Origin of the sequence: Rhodopseudomonas sp. G2_2311 (assembly GCF_047501505.1) — a bacterium.
GTDB lineage: Bacteria > Pseudomonadota > Alphaproteobacteria > Rhizobiales > Xanthobacteraceae > Rhodopseudomonas > Rhodopseudomonas palustris_H.
Genome location: NZ_JAZDRK010000001.1, coordinates 329,740 through 345,909, shown reverse-complemented (window position 1 = coordinate 345,909; position 16,170 = coordinate 329,740). Strand labels below are relative to the sequence as shown.

The 16,170-nt window shown below is 66.2% G+C and carries 16 protein-coding genes; 12 read left to right on the top strand and 4 right to left on the bottom strand.

The genetic code is table 11. The annotated features are described in order from the left end of the window. Positions 1 to 81: 81 nt before the first annotated feature. The gene (gene xth / locus VRZ08_RS01720) at positions 82 to 873 is read right to left on the bottom strand and encodes an exodeoxyribonuclease III (RefSeq protein WP_414531385.1); all 792 of its coding nucleotides are present in this window, start codon (positions 871 to 873) and stop codon (positions 82 to 84) included. A 162-nt stretch (positions 874 to 1,035) separates the two neighbouring features. On the opposite strand from xth, the gene VRZ08_RS01715 reads away from it, so the two are divergent. The 3 genes from VRZ08_RS01715 (at position 1,036) to VRZ08_RS01705 (ending at position 3,372) form a co-directional block, all read left to right on the top strand. Next, a complete protein-coding gene (locus VRZ08_RS01715; protein ID WP_264073608.1) occupies positions 1,036 to 1,392 on the top strand; it encodes a helix-turn-helix domain-containing protein in 357 nt (118 codons plus the stop codon). 161 nt (positions 1,393 to 1,553) lie between these two features. Then, positions 1,554 to 2,513 carry a hypothetical protein gene (locus tag VRZ08_RS01710; protein ID WP_107355858.1) on the top strand — a complete coding sequence of 320 codons (960 nt, stop codon included), beginning with the start codon at positions 1,554 to 1,556 and terminating at the stop codon, positions 2,511 to 2,513. A 121-nt stretch (positions 2,514 to 2,634) separates the two neighbouring features. Continuing rightward, positions 2,635 to 3,372, top strand: a complete 738-nt coding sequence (locus VRZ08_RS01705) for a hypothetical protein (RefSeq protein WP_414531384.1) — start codon at positions 2,635 to 2,637, stop codon at positions 3,370 to 3,372. Between the two features lie 24 nt (positions 3,373 to 3,396). Here the strand turns inward: VRZ08_RS01705 and VRZ08_RS01700 are convergent, their stop codons facing one another. The 3 genes from VRZ08_RS01700 to erpA form a co-directional block, all read right to left on the bottom strand. Next, positions 3,397 to 4,461 (bottom strand): neurotransmitter-gated ion-channel ligand-binding protein, encoded by a 1,065-nt coding sequence (locus tag VRZ08_RS01700; RefSeq protein WP_408018504.1) that lies wholly within the window; start codon positions 4,459 to 4,461, stop codon positions 3,397 to 3,399. Further along, on the bottom strand, positions 4,458 to 5,471 hold the full coding sequence (locus VRZ08_RS01695; protein ID WP_414531383.1) for a cache domain-containing protein: 1,014 nt from the start codon (positions 5,469 to 5,471) through the stop codon (positions 4,458 to 4,460). Before VRZ08_RS01695 ends, VRZ08_RS01700 begins: the two co-directional genes overlap by 4 nt. 229 nt (positions 5,472 to 5,700) lie before the next feature. Then, complete coding sequence (erpA, locus tag VRZ08_RS01690; protein ID WP_107344758.1) at positions 5,701 to 6,033, bottom strand: iron-sulfur cluster insertion protein ErpA; 333 nt, start codon at positions 6,031 to 6,033, stop codon at positions 5,701 to 5,703. 106 nt (positions 6,034 to 6,139) lie between these two features. Here erpA and VRZ08_RS01685 point away from each other — a divergent pair, with 106 nt between their 5' ends. From VRZ08_RS01685 to tatC, 9 genes are all read left to right on the top strand, one after another. Continuing rightward, complete coding sequence (locus tag VRZ08_RS01685; RefSeq protein WP_414531382.1) at positions 6,140 to 7,354, top strand: deoxyguanosinetriphosphate triphosphohydrolase; 1,215 nt, start codon at positions 6,140 to 6,142, stop codon at positions 7,352 to 7,354. Between the two features lie 51 nt (positions 7,355 to 7,405). After that, complete coding sequence (gene argS, locus VRZ08_RS01680) at positions 7,406 to 9,199, top strand: arginine--tRNA ligase (protein WP_164633567.1); 1,794 nt, start codon at positions 7,406 to 7,408, stop codon at positions 9,197 to 9,199. A 102-nt stretch (positions 9,200 to 9,301) separates the two neighbouring features. Then, positions 9,302 to 10,924, top strand: a complete 1,623-nt coding sequence (locus VRZ08_RS01675; protein WP_414531381.1) for an SPOR domain-containing protein — start codon at positions 9,302 to 9,304, stop codon at positions 10,922 to 10,924. Positions 10,925 to 10,972: 48 nt separating this feature from the next. After that, positions 10,973 to 11,998, top strand: a complete 1,026-nt coding sequence (nagZ, locus tag VRZ08_RS01670) for a beta-N-acetylhexosaminidase (protein WP_414531380.1) — start codon at positions 10,973 to 10,975, stop codon at positions 11,996 to 11,998. Continuing rightward, complete coding sequence (locus tag VRZ08_RS01665) at positions 11,995 to 12,828, top strand: segregation and condensation protein A (RefSeq protein WP_107355852.1); 834 nt, start codon at positions 11,995 to 11,997, stop codon at positions 12,826 to 12,828. The genes nagZ and VRZ08_RS01665 overlap by 4 nt, the downstream gene beginning before the upstream one ends. A gap of 20 nt (positions 12,829 to 12,848) precedes the next feature. Next, a complete protein-coding gene (scpB, locus tag VRZ08_RS01660; RefSeq protein WP_414531379.1) occupies positions 12,849 to 14,141 on the top strand; it encodes an SMC-Scp complex subunit ScpB in 1,293 nt (430 codons plus the stop codon). A 146-nt stretch (positions 14,142 to 14,287) separates the two neighbouring features. Continuing rightward, positions 14,288 to 14,524 carry a twin-arginine translocase TatA/TatE family subunit gene (locus VRZ08_RS01655; RefSeq protein ID WP_011158398.1) on the top strand — a complete coding sequence of 79 codons (237 nt, stop codon included), beginning with the start codon at positions 14,288 to 14,290 and terminating at the stop codon, positions 14,522 to 14,524. Positions 14,525 to 14,712: 188 nt separating this feature from the next. Beyond that, positions 14,713 to 15,249 (top strand): Sec-independent protein translocase protein TatB, encoded by a 537-nt coding sequence (tatB, locus tag VRZ08_RS01650; protein WP_107355850.1) that lies wholly within the window; start codon positions 14,713 to 14,715, stop codon positions 15,247 to 15,249. Beyond that, entirely contained in the window at positions 15,246 to 16,055 is an 810-nt protein-coding gene (tatC, locus tag VRZ08_RS01645; protein WP_264073588.1) for a twin-arginine translocase subunit TatC, read from the top strand. Before tatB ends, tatC begins: the two co-directional genes overlap by 4 nt. Positions 16,056 to 16,170: the final 115 nt, after the last annotated feature.

The window sequence follows — 16,170 nt, the reverse complement described above, 5'->3', positions numbered from 1 at the left end:
GGTCAGGGTCTTGCGCCATCCTTCGAGGCCGCCGCTGCCCGGCGGCGCCTCCGAATGCCACTCAGATTTGCGCGTACGTCGCTACGCAGCTTCGAGGTCGAGATCCGCCCACACCGGAACGTGGTCCGAGGGCTTTTCCCAATTGCGCACATAGCTGTCGATGCCGACGTGGCGCAGCCGGTCGGCGGCCTGCGGCGACAGCAGCAGATGGTCGATCCGCAGCCCCCAATTCTTCTGCCAGGCGCCGGCCTGGTAGTCCCAGAAGGTGTACTGGCCGGGCGCATCGGTGGTGGCGCGCAGGGCGTCGGTCAGGCCGAGGCCGAGCAGGGTCTGGAAGCTCTCGCGGGTCTCCGGGCGGAATAGCGCGTCCTCGGTCCAGGCGGCCGGATTATGGACGTCCTCCGGCTGCGGGATGACGTTGAAATCGCCGGCCAGGATCAGTGGCTCCTCGGTCTTCAGCCGCTGCTGGGCGTAGTCGCGCAGCCGCGCCATCCAGCTCAGCTTGTAGGGATACTTCTCGGTGCCGACCGGGTTGCCGTTCGGCAGATACAGGCAGGCGACGCGGACGACGCCGCGCTTCAAAGACACCACACCCTCGAGAAACCGGGCATGGACGTCGGCGTCGTCACCGGCGAGGCCCGGATTGGCTTCTTCCAGCGGGTATTTCGACAGCAGCGCCACGCCGTTGAAGGTCTTCTGGCCGTGGGTGACGACGTTGTAGCCGAGCGCCTCGATCGGCTCGCGCGGAAACGCCTCGTCGATGCATTTGATTTCCTGCAGGCAGACCACGTCGGGCTGGCAGTCCTGCAGCCAGCTGACCAGATGGTCCAGCCGCTGCCGGACCGAGTTGACGTTCCAAGTCGCAATCCGCATCGCGCCGTCCGTTGCCCGGGATGATTTGCGCCGCGGCAGATCGTGCCGTGCAGCGCTGTGATAGAGCAATCCGCGTCGGACGCAAATCGGGCGCGGCGATCGCTGTGAGCCGCCGCGCGATCGTCCACGGCAGCGCGAACAGCCGAGAGCGGAGCGCCGGGCATGTCGAGTCGCGGAGCACGGATGGTCGAAGCCATGCAGCTCAGGGGCATGACCAAGCAACATGCCTTGGCCTTCGCCATGGGCGTCAACGAAAGCACCGTGACCCGCTGGAAGAACAACGGCCCGATCTCGGTCGATCACGCCGTGCTGCTGTGCGGCGTTCTCGACATCTCGCTGGACTGGTTCCTGACCGGCCGCGGCCGGATCGACGGCCACGCCCTTCAGCCGGGTGCGGAGCCGGCTGATTCGAGACTCGTCAGCTGCGTCCGGCGAGCCGAGATGCGGATGTCGGAGCGCTCCAAGACGCTGCTGATCGCCTTCATCGCCTCGGTATTCCCCGAGGTGTCGGACCTCTGAGCGACGGAAGTTGCCGCCCGCGCAAGTTGAGCGGCTGTAGTTTGCACGATGCGCAATCACAAGTTGCATTTTGCAATGGTTGCCTGCGTTACGGTAATGCAACTCTCGGTTGTAAAAGTCCGAGGGTTCAACCCCACCCCGTAGCCCGCCAGGAGACCACCATGGCCACCAAAATCACCATCAACGTTACCAACAACAGCCCTAACTCTCAGAAGTTCTTCTTCTTTCAGCAGCCGGCCGTGTATTCCGGCGGCCCCAAGGTCTACACCAACAGCCTCTACAGTCAGGAGGTGCTGCCGTATTCAACCTCGGGATCGGTGCTGAGCTTCACCATGATCCTGCAGTACTATGCTGGCGTGCAGCAGCAGGTGGACCCGCCGCAGATCGGACAGCCGTCCGGTCAGCTCGGTGCGATCCAGGCGATCGACTTGACCCCGGCGTCCGACGGGACGCCCACGAAGAATACGACCAACATGTCGGTTACTCCGTCGCTGGGTCTGTCGCCGGCGTTCTCGACGCAGGATCCGCAGGCCGGCTCGTTCCGGATCAACACCCCAGTGTATGATCCGGCGCTGATGAACTACAGCGCGGGCTCGGCGGTGCAGTCGCTGACCGGCGCGATCACGCTGTCGAACTTCGTCACCGCTCAGCCGAACACGCATCTCGACTGCCAACCGATCATCAAGTTCTACGTGCAGACCGGTGACTACACGGCTGGAACGGTGATGAATTTCACCTCGTCGTCGGCAACGGCGGCGCTTTGCGACGCCACCCCCGGCTACACCACGTTCAACGTCAGCTACAACTCCAACGGCACCTGGACGGTGAAAAATATGGCGGTGTCTCAGCTCGCCAACGGCAGCCGCGGTCTGATCGAGAAGTCATCCTTCACGACCGAGCTGAGCGCGGCTGCCCAGATTGCCGAGGTTCTCAACGAGGCAGGTACGGGACTGGTTTCATCGGGCTTGGCGGCGAACTTCCTGCGCCCGATCACCGTGACCAACCTCACGGCGCCGGGCGCTATCGTTCGGAATCGCGACTATCAGGTCGGGCCGGTCGGTGGCCGGTATCAGGGTTTGACCTGTACGGACATTACCGGAAATACCGCGGTGTTCGACTAAGAGTGCGCTAAGCTCTTGGTCGGTTAAAGCCTGAACCGGCGGTACGACTAAGTCACGGCCGGAGGCGATGCTGCCTCCGGCCGTTCGCGTTGACGAAGACGACGGAAGCGACGCGACAGTTATGGCGACGACGATCACCATCAATCTCAAGAATAACAGCGATACTTCGCAGGATTTCTGCTTCTTCCAGCAGCCCGCGCAGTATTCAACCAGTGCTCAGGTCTACGTCAGCAGCCTGTGCGGTCAGCCTTTGCTGCCTTACACCACGTCCGGCGCGGTGCTCAGTTTCATGTTCACGCCGAAATCCTACGCCGGCGTTCAGCAGCAGATTGCGCCGCCAACGCCGGGCCAACCGGTCGGGGAGGCGGGCGCTCTTCGGGCGATCGAGCTGACGCCGGCGCAAGGGACGCCGATCAACAACACCACGACGATGTCGGTGTCGCCGTCGCTCGGCCTGTCGATGCCGACGTCGACCGACGGCGTGCTGGTCGGCGCGTTCCGGATCGTCACCGCGGTGTTCGACCCGGCGCTGATCAACTACAACGCCGGCGTGGCCATGCAGTCGCTCGCCGGTGGGATCCTGCTCTCCAATTTCGTGACAGCGTCGCCGAACGCGCGGCTGGACTGTACCCCGTCGTTGAAGTTCTATGTCCAGACCGGCAAGTACGTCGCCGGGACGGTGTTGAGCTTTGCATCCCTGTCGCCGACCGCAGCGCTGTGTGATGCCGCGGCGGGCTACACGGCGTTCGATGTCAGCTACAACACCGATGGCACCTGGACGGTCAAGAACATGGTGGCCGGGCGCCTGAAGGACGGCAAGCCCGGCCTGATCGTGAAGTCCGAATTTACAACGTCCTGACGCGCGCCGGGCCAAAAGGCGCTGCTATCCCGGCAGTCCCCGCAACACCAGCGCGAGACAGACGATCACCATGATCGACGGCAGCGCCCAGCGGCAGTGCGAACGCAGTCCCATGGCGAGGACGTGATAGCGCGAGGCCGGATCGCTGCGCGGCTTCCAGAGTAGCGCGTCGATCAGCACCACCACCACGAGATAGAAATAGCCGAGCGAGATGATCTTCGCGATGGGCGTGTTCAGCGAGATCGAGCCGGGAAAGCTCGCCTCGTAGGTGAAGCTGATCGCCGCCAGCGCCAGCAGGGCGGAGAACACCAAGCTGCCGTGATCCTTGGGTGCGGTGCCGGGGATCCACAGCACGAACAGCGACACCGCCAAGGTCGAGACGATCGGGATGAACAGCCGCAGCAGATAGCGCTCCGACAGTCGCTCGATCCCGACGGTCGCGTTCAGCCGCGAATACGCCCGCGCGTTCCAGCCGGCGGCTTCGTCGTAGAAGAACGTCAGGTCGAGCGGGCGCCAATCGATCACCGACAGTTTCGGTTCGATCCGCGAGAACAGCCGGTCGGTCTCGGTGGTCACCAGCATCGCGTCCTGCTTGGCGTAGCGCGGTAGCGAGAACGACAGCGACAGCCGCTGGCGGTCGAATGGAAACGCCGCCATGTCGACGCCGACCCGGAAATCGGCCTCGTAGCGTTCCACCAGCACGACGCTGCCGTCCGAATAGACCGAGACGGCGTCGGCCTTGGCACGGGGCTCGCCGAGCTGATTGTCGATCGCCAGACCCGGCGTCCAGATCCCGGCGATATACTGCCGTGCTTCGGCGCCGACGCGGTCGATCCGCGAGGTGCCGGCGTCGAGCGGATCGAACCGCCGGCGCGGATCGGTCCAACGCTGGGTGACTTCGATGTACAGCCGCGCGCGGCCGATCACCTCGCGGATTTCGGTGATGTCGAGCACGCGCAGGCCGATGCGGACCTTGACCGGCAGCTCGACGCCTTCGGGCAGTCCTTCCGGCGGCGAGCTTGCGGCGGATGCGGGTGCTCCGCACAGCGCGACGAAAACGATCAGCAGAGCCGCGAGCAGTGACCTCATGCCTGCGCCTCGTCGCGCGGCCTCAGCATCCGGGCCAACACCGAGAAGGTGACAAAGGCGAGCACGGTGCCGATCAGCGCCGCCGCGATCAGTTCGGTCCGGGTCCGCTGCAACGCGGCGCCGTGCGACGGGAAGCTCTTCACCGCCGCGATGTTGCCGATCATCCGGCCGGAGAAGTCGATCAGCGGCTGCACCAGGATCGCGCCGGTCTCGCCGCCGATCCGATACGGGCTGATCTCGCGGGTGCGGGCGAGGCGGATCGCGCCGTCGCGCAACAGGCCGGTGAACAGCGGGGTGTCGGTCGAGGCGAGCGCGATCAGGTCGCCGAATTGTTCTCCCTTGTCGCCGGGCCCGCGCGGCGGCAGCTCGGCGAGTGATTGGCTCAGCACCACCGCGATGTCGGCGTTGGTCAGCGTCTTCACCTGTTCGAGGATCGGCTCGAGGTTGAGGCCGGCCTCCACGGTGCCGACGAAGCGGTCGCCGTCGTTGATCACCGCGATGCCGCGTACGAAGGTGCCGGCGACGCCGATCTCGAGGCCGACCTGCGAGCGCCGCGTCTTGTTGGCGGCAAGCACCATCTGGCGAAACTTGGTCAGGTCGTCGCCGAACTTGTCCGGCAGATGCAGCCGCAACAGATAGGTCATGTCGGCGGCGTGAAAGCCGAACACCGGCACGCCCTGGCTTTTGAGATACGCATAGGGCGCGGCCGTAAGCTCCGTCAGCGCGGCGCGGTCACCGGCGGCAAGCGCGCGCGCGACGGCGCGCTGCCGTGCTGTGGTCTCCGCCTGGGTCAGCGCAAACCGTCCGGCTTCGTCGAGCGCGGCGGTGATGGCCTGGCTGACCGCCGCCATCTGGTGATCGCGGTCGCGCGCGATCACGTCGTTCTGCATCGAGAAGGTGAGGGCGAGCATTGCACCGAAGCTCAGCGCCAGCACCAGTGCGGTGATCAGGCCGGCTTGGACGCTGGAGACGCGCAGAGGCACACGAGGAACACTGGGAGGCAACGACATCGAGGTTTCCGGGGGCTGTTGACCCATCCTCGACATGGCGCGCAGCGCGCGGGGCATCGCGCGCTGCCAAAAAGTCGTTCGGAGGGTTCTTTGGCCGCGCCTTAGCGGAATTGGGAACCGGAACCAAGAGCAGAAGGTACGGCAGGGGACGTTTGTCTTGACCTAGCGTCTCAAAGCCAACGGCTGCGGGTGCCACCCAGCCGCCGCAACCGTCCTGCCGGCAAGGTCGTCAGATCGAGAAGCTGGTGCCGCAGCCGCAGGAGGCGGTGGCGTTCGGGTTGTTGACCCGGAACGAGGCGCCGATCAGGTCGTCGACGAAGTCGACTTCCGAGCCGGCGAGGAACGGTACCGAGGCGGAATCGACCAGCACCACCGCGCCATCCCTGGCGATCACCAGATCGTCGTCGGTCTTGGTGCGGTCGACGTCGAATTTGTACTGGAAGCCCGAGCAGCCGCCGCCTTCGACGCTGATCCGCAGCATCGCGCCCTGGCCTTCGCCCTTGAGGATTTCGCCGATCCGGCGCGCCGCGCGTTCGCTGATGGTGACGCTCGATTCCGTCATCTCGCCGCTCCGTGTCGTCGGGCAGGGCCCGTCATTGGATTTCTTTGCCAACAATAGTTAAGTGCGCCGCACCGCAGAATCAAACGTTGAAGGACGAGTCGCGCGCGTGTCGGTCGGTATGGCAGCTCCCCGTGCAGCCTTTGGCTGCGATCCGGACCACAGCCGCGGCCGGCAATTCCATGAGCCGCCGAGCCGGACCCGCAGCGCGTTTCGCCGCGATTGCGACCGCGTCATCCATTCCAACGCGTTTCGCCGGCTGAAGCACAAGACCCAGGTCTTCGTGTTTCACGAAGGCGATCACTACCGAACCCGTCTGACCCACAGCCTCGAAGTGGCGCAGATCGCCCGGGCGCTGGCCCGCCAGCTCGGGCTCGACGAAGACCTCACCGAGACGTTGGCGCTGGCCCACGACCTCGGCCATCCGCCGTTCGGCCACGCCGGCGAGCGCGCGCTCGACGCCTGCCTGAAGGATGCCGGCGGCTTCGATCACAATGCGCAGACTCTGCGGGTGCTGACGGCACTTGAACACCGCTATCCCGAGTTCGACGGGCTCAATCTGACCTGGGAAACGCTGGAAGGCGTGGTCAAGCACAATGGCCCGCTGACCGACCGCGCCGGCACGCCGCTGCCGCGCTATGCCGAACACGGCGTGCCGCGCGGCATCACCGAGTTCAATCAGCGCTTCGATCTGCAGCTTTGGAGCTTCGCCTCGCTCGAGGCCCAGGTGGCGGCGATTGCGGACGACATCGCCTACGACGCCCATGACATCGACGACGGCCTGCGCGCCGGGCTGTTCGGCATCGACGATCTGGTCGAAGTACCGCTGGTGGCGCGGATCATCGCCGCGATCGATAAGCGCTATCCGGGGCTCGACGACGGCCGGCGCGGCGCCGAGCTGGTGCGCGAGCTGATCTCGCACTTCATCGGCGCGGTCGCGGCCGAGGCGGAGCGCCGGATCAGCGAGGCGGGGCCGGGCTCGGCGGATGACGTCCGCCGCGCCGAGCGGGCGCTGGTGGCGTTTCCGGCCGAGACCGCCAAAGCCGAAGCGGAGATCAAGGCGTTCCTGTGGACCCGGATGTACCGCGCCGAGCGGGTGATGAAGGTGATGCGCGACGCCGAGGCGATCGTCGCCGACCTGTTTCAGCGCTATTGCGACCATCCGTCGGACCTGCCGCCGGACTGGCTGCCGGCCAACGGCCCGGTGGCCGAGTGCGAAGCCGACCGGCTGCTGCGGATTCGCAATTTCATCGCCGGGATGACCGACCGCTACGCGCTTGCCGAGCATCAGCGGCTTTTTGACTCGACCCCGGATTTGCGTTAGGCGGCGCCTCGACCGGCCTGAAACGGCCGCTCCATTTTCCCCTTGTCAGATATGGCCGAGCTCCCGATGTCCACGCATCTTTTCGCCCGTCTCCTGTCGCGCGTGCACGCTGTGTGCGGGGCGCTGATCGAAGAGGGCGCGCTGCCCGCCGGGATCGACCTGTCGCGCATCGTGGTCGAGCCGCCGAAGGACGCCTCCCATGGCGACATGGCGACCAACGCCGCGATGGTGCTGGCCAAGGACGCCAAGGCCAAGCCGCGCGACCTCGCCGACAAGATCGCCGACAAGCTGCGCGCCGAGGAGCTGATCGACCAGGTCGCGATCGCCGGCCCGGGCTTCATCAACCTAACGCTGAAGCCTGCGGTATGGGCGGAGGCGCTGCGCGCCGTGCTCGATGCCGGCACAGGTTACGGCCGCAGCAGCATCGGCGGTGGCGAGAAGGTCAACGTCGAATACGTCTCGGCCAATCCGACCGGGCCGATGCATGTCGGCCACTGCCGCGGCGCGGTGTTCGGCGATGCGCTGGCCAATCTGCTCGACACCGCCGGCTTCGCCGTCACCCGCGAGTACTACATCAACGACGCCGGCGCACAGGTCGATGTGCTGGCACGCTCCGCCTTCCTGCGCTACCGCGAAGCGCTCGGAGAGGCGATCGGTGAAATTCCCGAAGGGCTGTATCCGGGCGATTACCTCAAGCCGGTCGGCGAGGCGCTGAAGGCCGAGCACGGCGCGGCGCTCAAGGAACTGCCGGAAGCGCAGTGGCTGCCGACCGTCCGCGCCAAGGCGATCGCGATGATGATGGAAGCGATCAAGGGCGACCTAGCCGCGCTGAACATCACCCACGAGGTATTCTTCTCGGAGCGTTCGCTGATCGAAGGCGGCCGCAACCGCGTCGCCGAGACCATCGAGTTCCTGCGCGCCAAGGGTGACGTGTATCAGGGCCGGCTGCCGCCGCCGAAGGGTGCGCCGGTGGAAGACTATGAGGATCGCGAACAGACGCTGTTCCGCGCCACCGCCTATGGCGACGACGTCGATCGGCCGCTGCTGAAGTCGGATGGCTCCTACACCTACTTCGCGTCCGACATCGCCTATCACAAGGTCAAGTTCGACGCCGGTTTCGCCAACATGGTCGACGTCTGGGGCGCCGATCACGGCGGCTACATCAAGCGGATGCAGGCCGCGATCCAGGCGGTGACAGCCGGCAAGGGCGCGCTCGACGTCAAGATCGTTCAGCTCGTGCGGCTGCTGCGCAACGGCGAGCCGGTGAAGATGTCGAAGCGAGCCGGCGACTTCGTCACGTTGCGTGAAGTGGTGGATGAGGTTGGTTCCGACGCCGTCCGCTTCATGATGCTGTTCCGCAAGAACGATGCGGTGCTCGACTTCGACCTCGCCAAGGTGATCGAGCAGTCGAAAGACAATCCGGTGTTCTACGTCCAGTACGGCCACGCGCGCGGTCATTCGATCTTCCGCAACGCGCGGGAAGTGGTACCGGATCTGCCCGAGGACTCGAAGGCGCGTGCGGCGATGCTGCGGCAGGCGCCGCTGGAGCGTCTGAACGATCCGGCCGAGCTCGAACTATTGAAGCGACTTGCGCTCTATCCGCGCATCGTCGAAGCCGCCGCCCAGGCTCACGAGCCACACAGAATCGCGTTTTATCTCAATGAGCTCGCGAGCGAATTTCATGCGCTTTGGACGCATGGCCGCGATTTGCCTCATTTACGCTTCATTATCAATAATGATGCAGAGATTACCAGGGCGCGCTTGGCGATGGTCCAAGGCGTCGTCTCGGTTTTGGCCTCGGGGCTCGCCATTCTCGGCGTCACTGCGCCGGACGAGATGCGATAGGGGATCGGCCGTCAGATGGGGATCTGGAGCGGCTTGTGAGAGCGGCCGTGTCGTCTGCGAAGGCGCCTTGGGCAGCTTTCCCGAATGGGACGCGACATCACGATGACGGATCGATATCAGAGCCGACCTTTTCCGCTGGACGATGACGACAGCCGGGCGTCGTCCCGCTATCCGCAGAAGCCGGAAAACGATCCGCTTGCCGAGCTCGCGCGCCTGATCGGTCAGACCGATCCGTTCGGCCAAACCGCTCCGCGCACCGAGCCGGCGCCGCCGGTTGCCCCGCAGACGCGCTCCACCGATTTCCGCGCCAGCCGTCCGGTGCCGCCGCAGGCCGAGGACGAGGTGTCGCCGCCGCCGATGCCGTCGTGGATGCAGCATCGCCAGACGCCGCGTGCGCCTGAGCCGGCGCGCACCCAGGAGCCGACCTTCGCGCCGGAGCCGGATTTCAGCCGGCCGCCGTCGTTCATCAATGCCGCACCACCGCGTCGTGCTGAGGCTCCGAGCTTCGAGCGCGCGCCGGCGATCCAGCCGCCGATTGATCCGAACCCGCTGCAGATGCGGCCGATCGAACAGCCGGCGATGGATCTGCGCTCGCTCGATCCGCGGTTCGATCCGGCGCCGCCGGAGCAGCGTCAGCTCGATCTGCCGCCGCCGGACCACGTGCACTACGACCCGCCATTCGAACCGCTTCCCGCGACGTCGCTGGAGCCCGATCGCTACGACGAGGCGCTGTATGGCCAGCTTCCGGCCGACCCCGCGCCGATCGGCGGCTATCAGGAGGCGCCGTACGGATACGAAGACGGCTACGACGATCAGGCCGATCAGCGCGCACTGAAGCCGCGCCGCAATACGATGCTGACGGTGGTGGGGATCCTCGCGCTCGCGGTGGTCGGCACTGGTGGCGCGCTGGCGTATCGCACCTTCGCCGGCACGACCCGCACCGGCGAGCCGCCGGTGATCAAGGCTGATACCAGCCCGACCAAGATTCCGGGCCCGTCGAACGACAACGCCGGCAAGCCGATCCAGGATCGGCTCGCGTCCAGCAACGGCGTCGAAGCTTTGGTCTCACGGGAAGAGCAGCCCGCCGCCGATCCGTCGCGGATGCCCGGCTCGGGCCCGCGGGTCGTGCTGCCGCAGCTCAACCAGAACCCCAATCCGCCGCCGGTCGCCAGCGTCGCGCCCGGTGCCAAGCCGAACCTGCCGCCGCCGCCGAACAACGGCACGCTGGCGGGTGACGAGCCGCGCAAGATCAAGACCTACAGCATCCGCCCGGATCAGGCCGATGCGGCGGCTCAGCCCGCCGGTGCGGCCCGCACCTCAGCGCCTGCCGCCCGGACGCCCGGACGCGGCGTCGCCGACGCCAACGCCTCGGCCGGCAATGCGCCGCTGTCGTTGTCGCCGAATTCGGCCGAGACCGCAGCGCCGCGGCCGCAGCGCGTCGCCTCGGCGCCTGCGTCAGAGCCGGCCGCCACCTCCGGCGGCTACGTCGTGCAGGTGTCGTCGCAGCGCAACGAGGCGGACGCCAAGGCGTCGTACCGCAGCCTGCAGAGCAAGTTCCCGTCCGTGCTCGGATCGCAGCCGCCGCTGATCAAGCGGGTCGATCTCGGCAGCAAGGGCACCTACTACCGCGCGATGGTCGGACCGTTCTCGTCCGCCGAGCAGGCCCAACAGGTCTGCGGCAACCTAAAAAGTGCCGGCGGACAGTGCGTCGTCCAGAGGAATTAACGGCGGTTTCCTTGACCCTGGAGGCGCGCGCGGGCTAAGCGGCCATGTATGGCACCGCGCGCTTTCATCACCGGTATTGCCGGCTTAAGCCTCAGCGACGATGAGCGCGGATTTCTCCGCGAATCTCGTCCCTGGGGCTTCATCCTGTTCAAGCGTAATGTCGACAATCCGGCGCAAGTCAAAGCGCTGGTTGAGGAATTGCGTGGAACCGTAGGTTTCCCGGATGCGCCGGTCCTGATCGACCAGGAAGGCGGCCGGGTGCAGCGGCTCGGACCGCCGCATTGGCCGGTGTATCCGCCGGGCGCAGTTTTCTCCACGCTCTACGACGTCGATCCCGAGGCCGGGTTGACCGCGGCGCGGCTGAGCGCCCGGCTGATTGCGGACGATCTCGCCGCGCTCGGCATCACCGTCGACTGCTTGCCGCTGGCCGACGTGCCGATCGCGGGCGCCGACGCGGTGATCGGTGACCGCGCCTACGGCACCAGCCCGGACAAGGTCGCGGCGATCGCCCGCGCCGTCACCGACGGCCTGGCGCAGGGCGGCGTGCTGCCGGTGCTCAAGCATATCCCCGGTCATGGCCGGGCCACCGCCGACAGTCATCATCGCCTGCCGATGGTCGACACGGCGCGCGAGGAACTCGACCGCACCGACTTCGCCGCGTTCCGGCCGCTCGCGGATCTGCCGATGGCGATGACTGCACATGTTGTGTTTAGCGCGCTCGATGCCGCCCAACCCGCGACCACTTCTGCGACAATCATCGACCGGGTGATTCGCGAATCGATCGGGTTCCAAGGATTGCTGATGAGCGACGACGTCTCGATGAACGCGCTGGCCGGCAGCATCGCCGAGCGCACCCGCGCGATCGTCGCGGCGGGCTGCGACGTCGTCCTGCATTGCAATGGCAAGCTCGACGAGATGCGCCAGGTGGTGGTCGAGACTCCGGAGCTTCAGGGCAGGGCGCTGGCACGCGCCGAGGCGGCGCTGGCCGCCCGCCATGCTCCCCAGCCGTTCGACCGCGCGGCGGCGCGTGCCGAACTCGACGCATTGATCGGCCGCGCAAAGGTGGGCGCATGACCGCTGAGATTCTGCAATTCGAGACTGGCCGGCCTGTCGAGCAGCAGACCGACCAGGACGACGCGCTCGTCATCGACGTCGAGGGCTATGAAGGCCCGCTCGATCTGCTGCTCACGCTGGCGCGGCAGCAGAAGGTCGACCTGCACAAGATCTCGATCCTGGCGCTCGCCGATCAGTATCTGCTGTTCATCGAAGAAGCGCGGAAGATCCGGCTCGAACTCGCCGCCGACTATCTGGTGATGGCGGCGTGGCTCGCCTTCCTGAAGTCGCGCCTGCTGCTGCCGGAGCCGCCGGCCCAGGAAGGTCCGAGCGCCGAAGACATGGCGAACGCGCTGGCCAACCGGCTGCGCCGCCTCGAAGCGATCCGCGAAGCCGCCAACAGGCTGATGACCCGCGCCCAGCTCAATCGCGACATCTTTCCGCGCGGTCAGGTCGAAGAGATCGCCGAGATCAAACATCCGAAATTCACGGCGACGCTGTATGACCTGCTCAGTGCCTACGCGTCGCAGCGCCAGTCGCGCGTGCTCACCACCGTGCATCTCGCCAAGCGCACGGTGTGGTCGCTGAGCGAAGCGCGCGCGTCGCTGGAGCGCCTGGTCGGGCTCGCCGAGGATTGGAGCCGGCTCGACGAATATTTGCTGCGCTACATGCCCGATCCGACCCAGCGCGCCACCGTGCTGGCGTCGAGCTTTGCGGCCGCGCTCGAATTGGTGCGCGAGGGCGAGGTCGAGCTGCATCAGTCGGGCCCCTTGGCGCCTTTGTATTTTCGTAAGCGTCCGCCGTCTCCAGCGATGGAAGCGGCAGCCTTACCGGATGCTCCGGTCGGGTAGTGGAAGAAGGAGACCGAGCCATGGCAAGTCTGGCGGAGAAGCGCATCGTGGAGTTCGAACAGCCGGTCGAACATCTCGCTGATGACAGCGCCGAACAGCAGCCGCAGTCCCGGCCCGAGGAGCTGCGTCTGCTCGAAGCCCTGCTGTTCGCGTCCCCTGAGCCGCTCGATCAGGCTGCGCTTGCCAAGCGCATGCCCGAAGGCGTGGACGTCAAGGTCGCGCTGAAGCAGTTGCAGGAGGACTACGCCGGTCGCGGCGTGAATCTCGTCCGCATTGCCAACAAGTGGACGTTCCGCACCGCCGGCGATCTCGCCTGGCTGATGACGCGCGAGTCCACCGAGACACGGAAGCTGTCGCGTGCCGCGATCGAGATGCTGGCGATCATCGCCTATCACCAGCCGATCACCCGGGTTGAGATCGAAGAGATCCGCGGCGTGGCGACTTCGAAGGGTACGCTCGATGTGCTGCTGGAGACCGGTTGGATCAAGCCGCGCGGCCGTCGCAAGACACCGGGGCGGCCGCTGACCTTCGGCACTACCGAAGCGTTCCTGTCGCAGTTCAGCCTGGAGTCGCTCACCGACCTGCCGGGGCTCGAAGAACTCAAGGGTACCGGCCTGCTCGACACCCGCCTGCCGACCGGCTTCAGCGTGCCGACGCCGTCGGACGATCCGGCGCTGCGCGAAGACGAAGACCCGCTCGAGCCCGGTGATCTCGATCTGGCGCTGGCGCCGCAAGCCGACCCCGAGCTGGATTTGGAGGGCGAAGCCGCGACCGCCGAAGCTGCCGCGTCGGCGACCACCGAGACCACGGGCACCGCGGAGACCGGTGAGTCCGAGCTGGGCGTTGCCGAAGCCGCTGAGCAGGATGCGATCGCGCCGGAGGTCGGTTTCGCCGAGACCGCGGATGACGACGCCGAACCGGTCGAGACCGGCTTTGCCGAGACCTCTGACGATGAGGCCGAGGCTGAAACCGGCTTCGCCGAGACCGAGGAGGCCGACGAGACCGGCGAGATCGAAGACGCCGCCGAAGTCGACGATGGCGAGCTGGAAGCCGAGCAGGCTGACGCTGGCGATTTCGATGCCGAGGAGGACGTCAGCATCGAGATCGAGACCGTGGAAGTGGAACTGGTTGCGTCGGATGATCAGGATGAGGACGTCGTCGCCGAGGCGGACGAGGTCGCGTCTGACGACCTCGAAGCCCGGGAAGACGACACCGACCAGACCGATGCTCCGGAACTCGATACCGCTGAGTCGGAAGGCTCCGACGAGGACGCCGAGCATGACGCCCACGGCGAGGATGATCAGCACCAGTAAGTCGGCGCTACGCCTCGAAAGGAACTGGATCAGCGGCGATCAACTCGCCGTTGCGACAGCTTAAATCCTTGTTTCGGGCGGCTCTTTCACCTAGCTTCGCAAGTGAATAGGGCTGGCGCGCCGGTCGAGTTTCGGGAGAAGGCAGGATGGGTTCACTCAGTATCTGGCACTGGATCGTCGTTATCGCGGTCGTCCTGCTGCTGTTTGGTCGTGGCAAGATTTCGGACCTGATGGGCGACGTCGCCCAGGGCATCAAGTCCTTCAAGAAGGGCTTGCAGGACGATGAAAAGACGGCCGAAAAGTCCGAGCCGGTGAAGTCGATCGACCACACCTCGACGCCCGGCGCGACCAACCGCACCGACGTCGGCAGCAAGGCGGTCTGAAGCGCGGTCGCAACGCGCCTGATCCGTCTTCGAGCCCCGTGCGGCATCGCCGCGCCGGGGCCGCTTGATCCGGCGACGGCACGCGCCGCCGGATGACCCAAGGGTGAGCGCATCGCGGGGACGGCGGGGCGCGCCCGTAAGCGTCCCGGCGGTTGCGCGGGCGCATTGAGGCATAGTCGGCACGTTTCATGTTCGACATCGGGTGGAGTGAACTGATGGTGATCGGGGTGGTCGCGCTGATCGCGATCGGCCCCAAGGAACTGCCGGGCGTGCTGCGCACGGTCGGGCAGTGGATGGGCAAGGCGCGCCGGCTCGCCACCGAATTCCAGGGGCAGTTCCAGGAAGCGATGCGCGAGGCCGAGATGGCCGACCTCAAGAAGTCGTTCGACGAGGTCAAGGAAGCCACCAGCGGGCTGTCGACCAACAACATGCTCACCAAGCTGTCGAGCCAGGTCACCGACGCCATGGCGCTCGACAAGGCCACCAACATCGATACCCCGCCGACCGAGCCGACGACGCCGGCGCAGCCGACACCAGAGACCTTCGTCGAGGCGACCCAGCACGATGCGGCGGCGTCCGAGCCGCTGGCGATCGTGCGCGAGGCGCAGGCCACCGAGCCGGCGAACCTGCCGGTCGCTGCCGAAACCCATGCGCTTGCCACGCCTGATGCCGCGCCGCCGGATCTCGCCCATCCCGAACCCGCCAAGGACGCGAAAGCGTCATGAGTGCCGAGGATATCGAGGCTTCCAAGGCGCCGCTGATGGACCACCTGATCGAGCTGCGGTCGCGGCTGATCAAGGCGCTGCTCGGCTTCGGCGTCGCGTTCATCTTCTGCTTCTTCTTCGCCAAGCAGATCTACAACGTGCTGGTCTGGCCGTTCGTCTGGGTCGCGGGGCCGGAGAACTCCAAGTTCATCTACACCGCGCTGCTCGAATACTTCCTCACCCAGCTCAAGCTGGCGATGTTCGGCGCCGGCTTCATTTCGTTTCCGATCATCGCCACCCAGATCTACAAGTTCGTCGCGCCGGGCCTCTACAAGCACGAGCGCAACGCCTTCGTGCCTTACCTGATCGCGACCCCGGGCTTCTTCCTGCTCGGCTCGCTGGTGGTGTACTTCCTGGTGCTGCCGATGCTGGTGCGGTTCTCGCTCGGCATGCAGCAGATGGGCGGCGCTGAGACCGCGCAGATCCAGCTGCTGCCCAAGGTCGGCGAGTATCTGTCGCTGATGATGTCGCTGATCTTCGCGTTCGGCCTGGCGTTCCAGCTGCCGGTGATCCTGACGCTGCTCGGGCGGATCGGCGTGCTCACCGCCAAGCAGCTCAAGGAGAAGCGGCGCTATTTCATCGTCGGCGCCTTCATCATCGCCGCGGTGCTGACGCCGCCCGATGTGATCAGCCAGGCCTCGCTCGCGATTCCGCTGCTGCTGCTGTACGAGGGCTCCATCATCGCGGTGTCGATGGTCGAGAAGAAGCGTGCCGCCGCCGACGCTAGCGCCAACTCGAGCACCGACTCCTCGACACCGGCGGCCTGAGCCTAAACCCGCTCGTGATTGTTAGTTGCTGCTTCGGCGGCCGTGTCGGGCAGGGCTGGTAACCCGGTCAGCATTGCGCGGTTTTCCGAATCGAACGCATGCTCGCGCGTGCAGC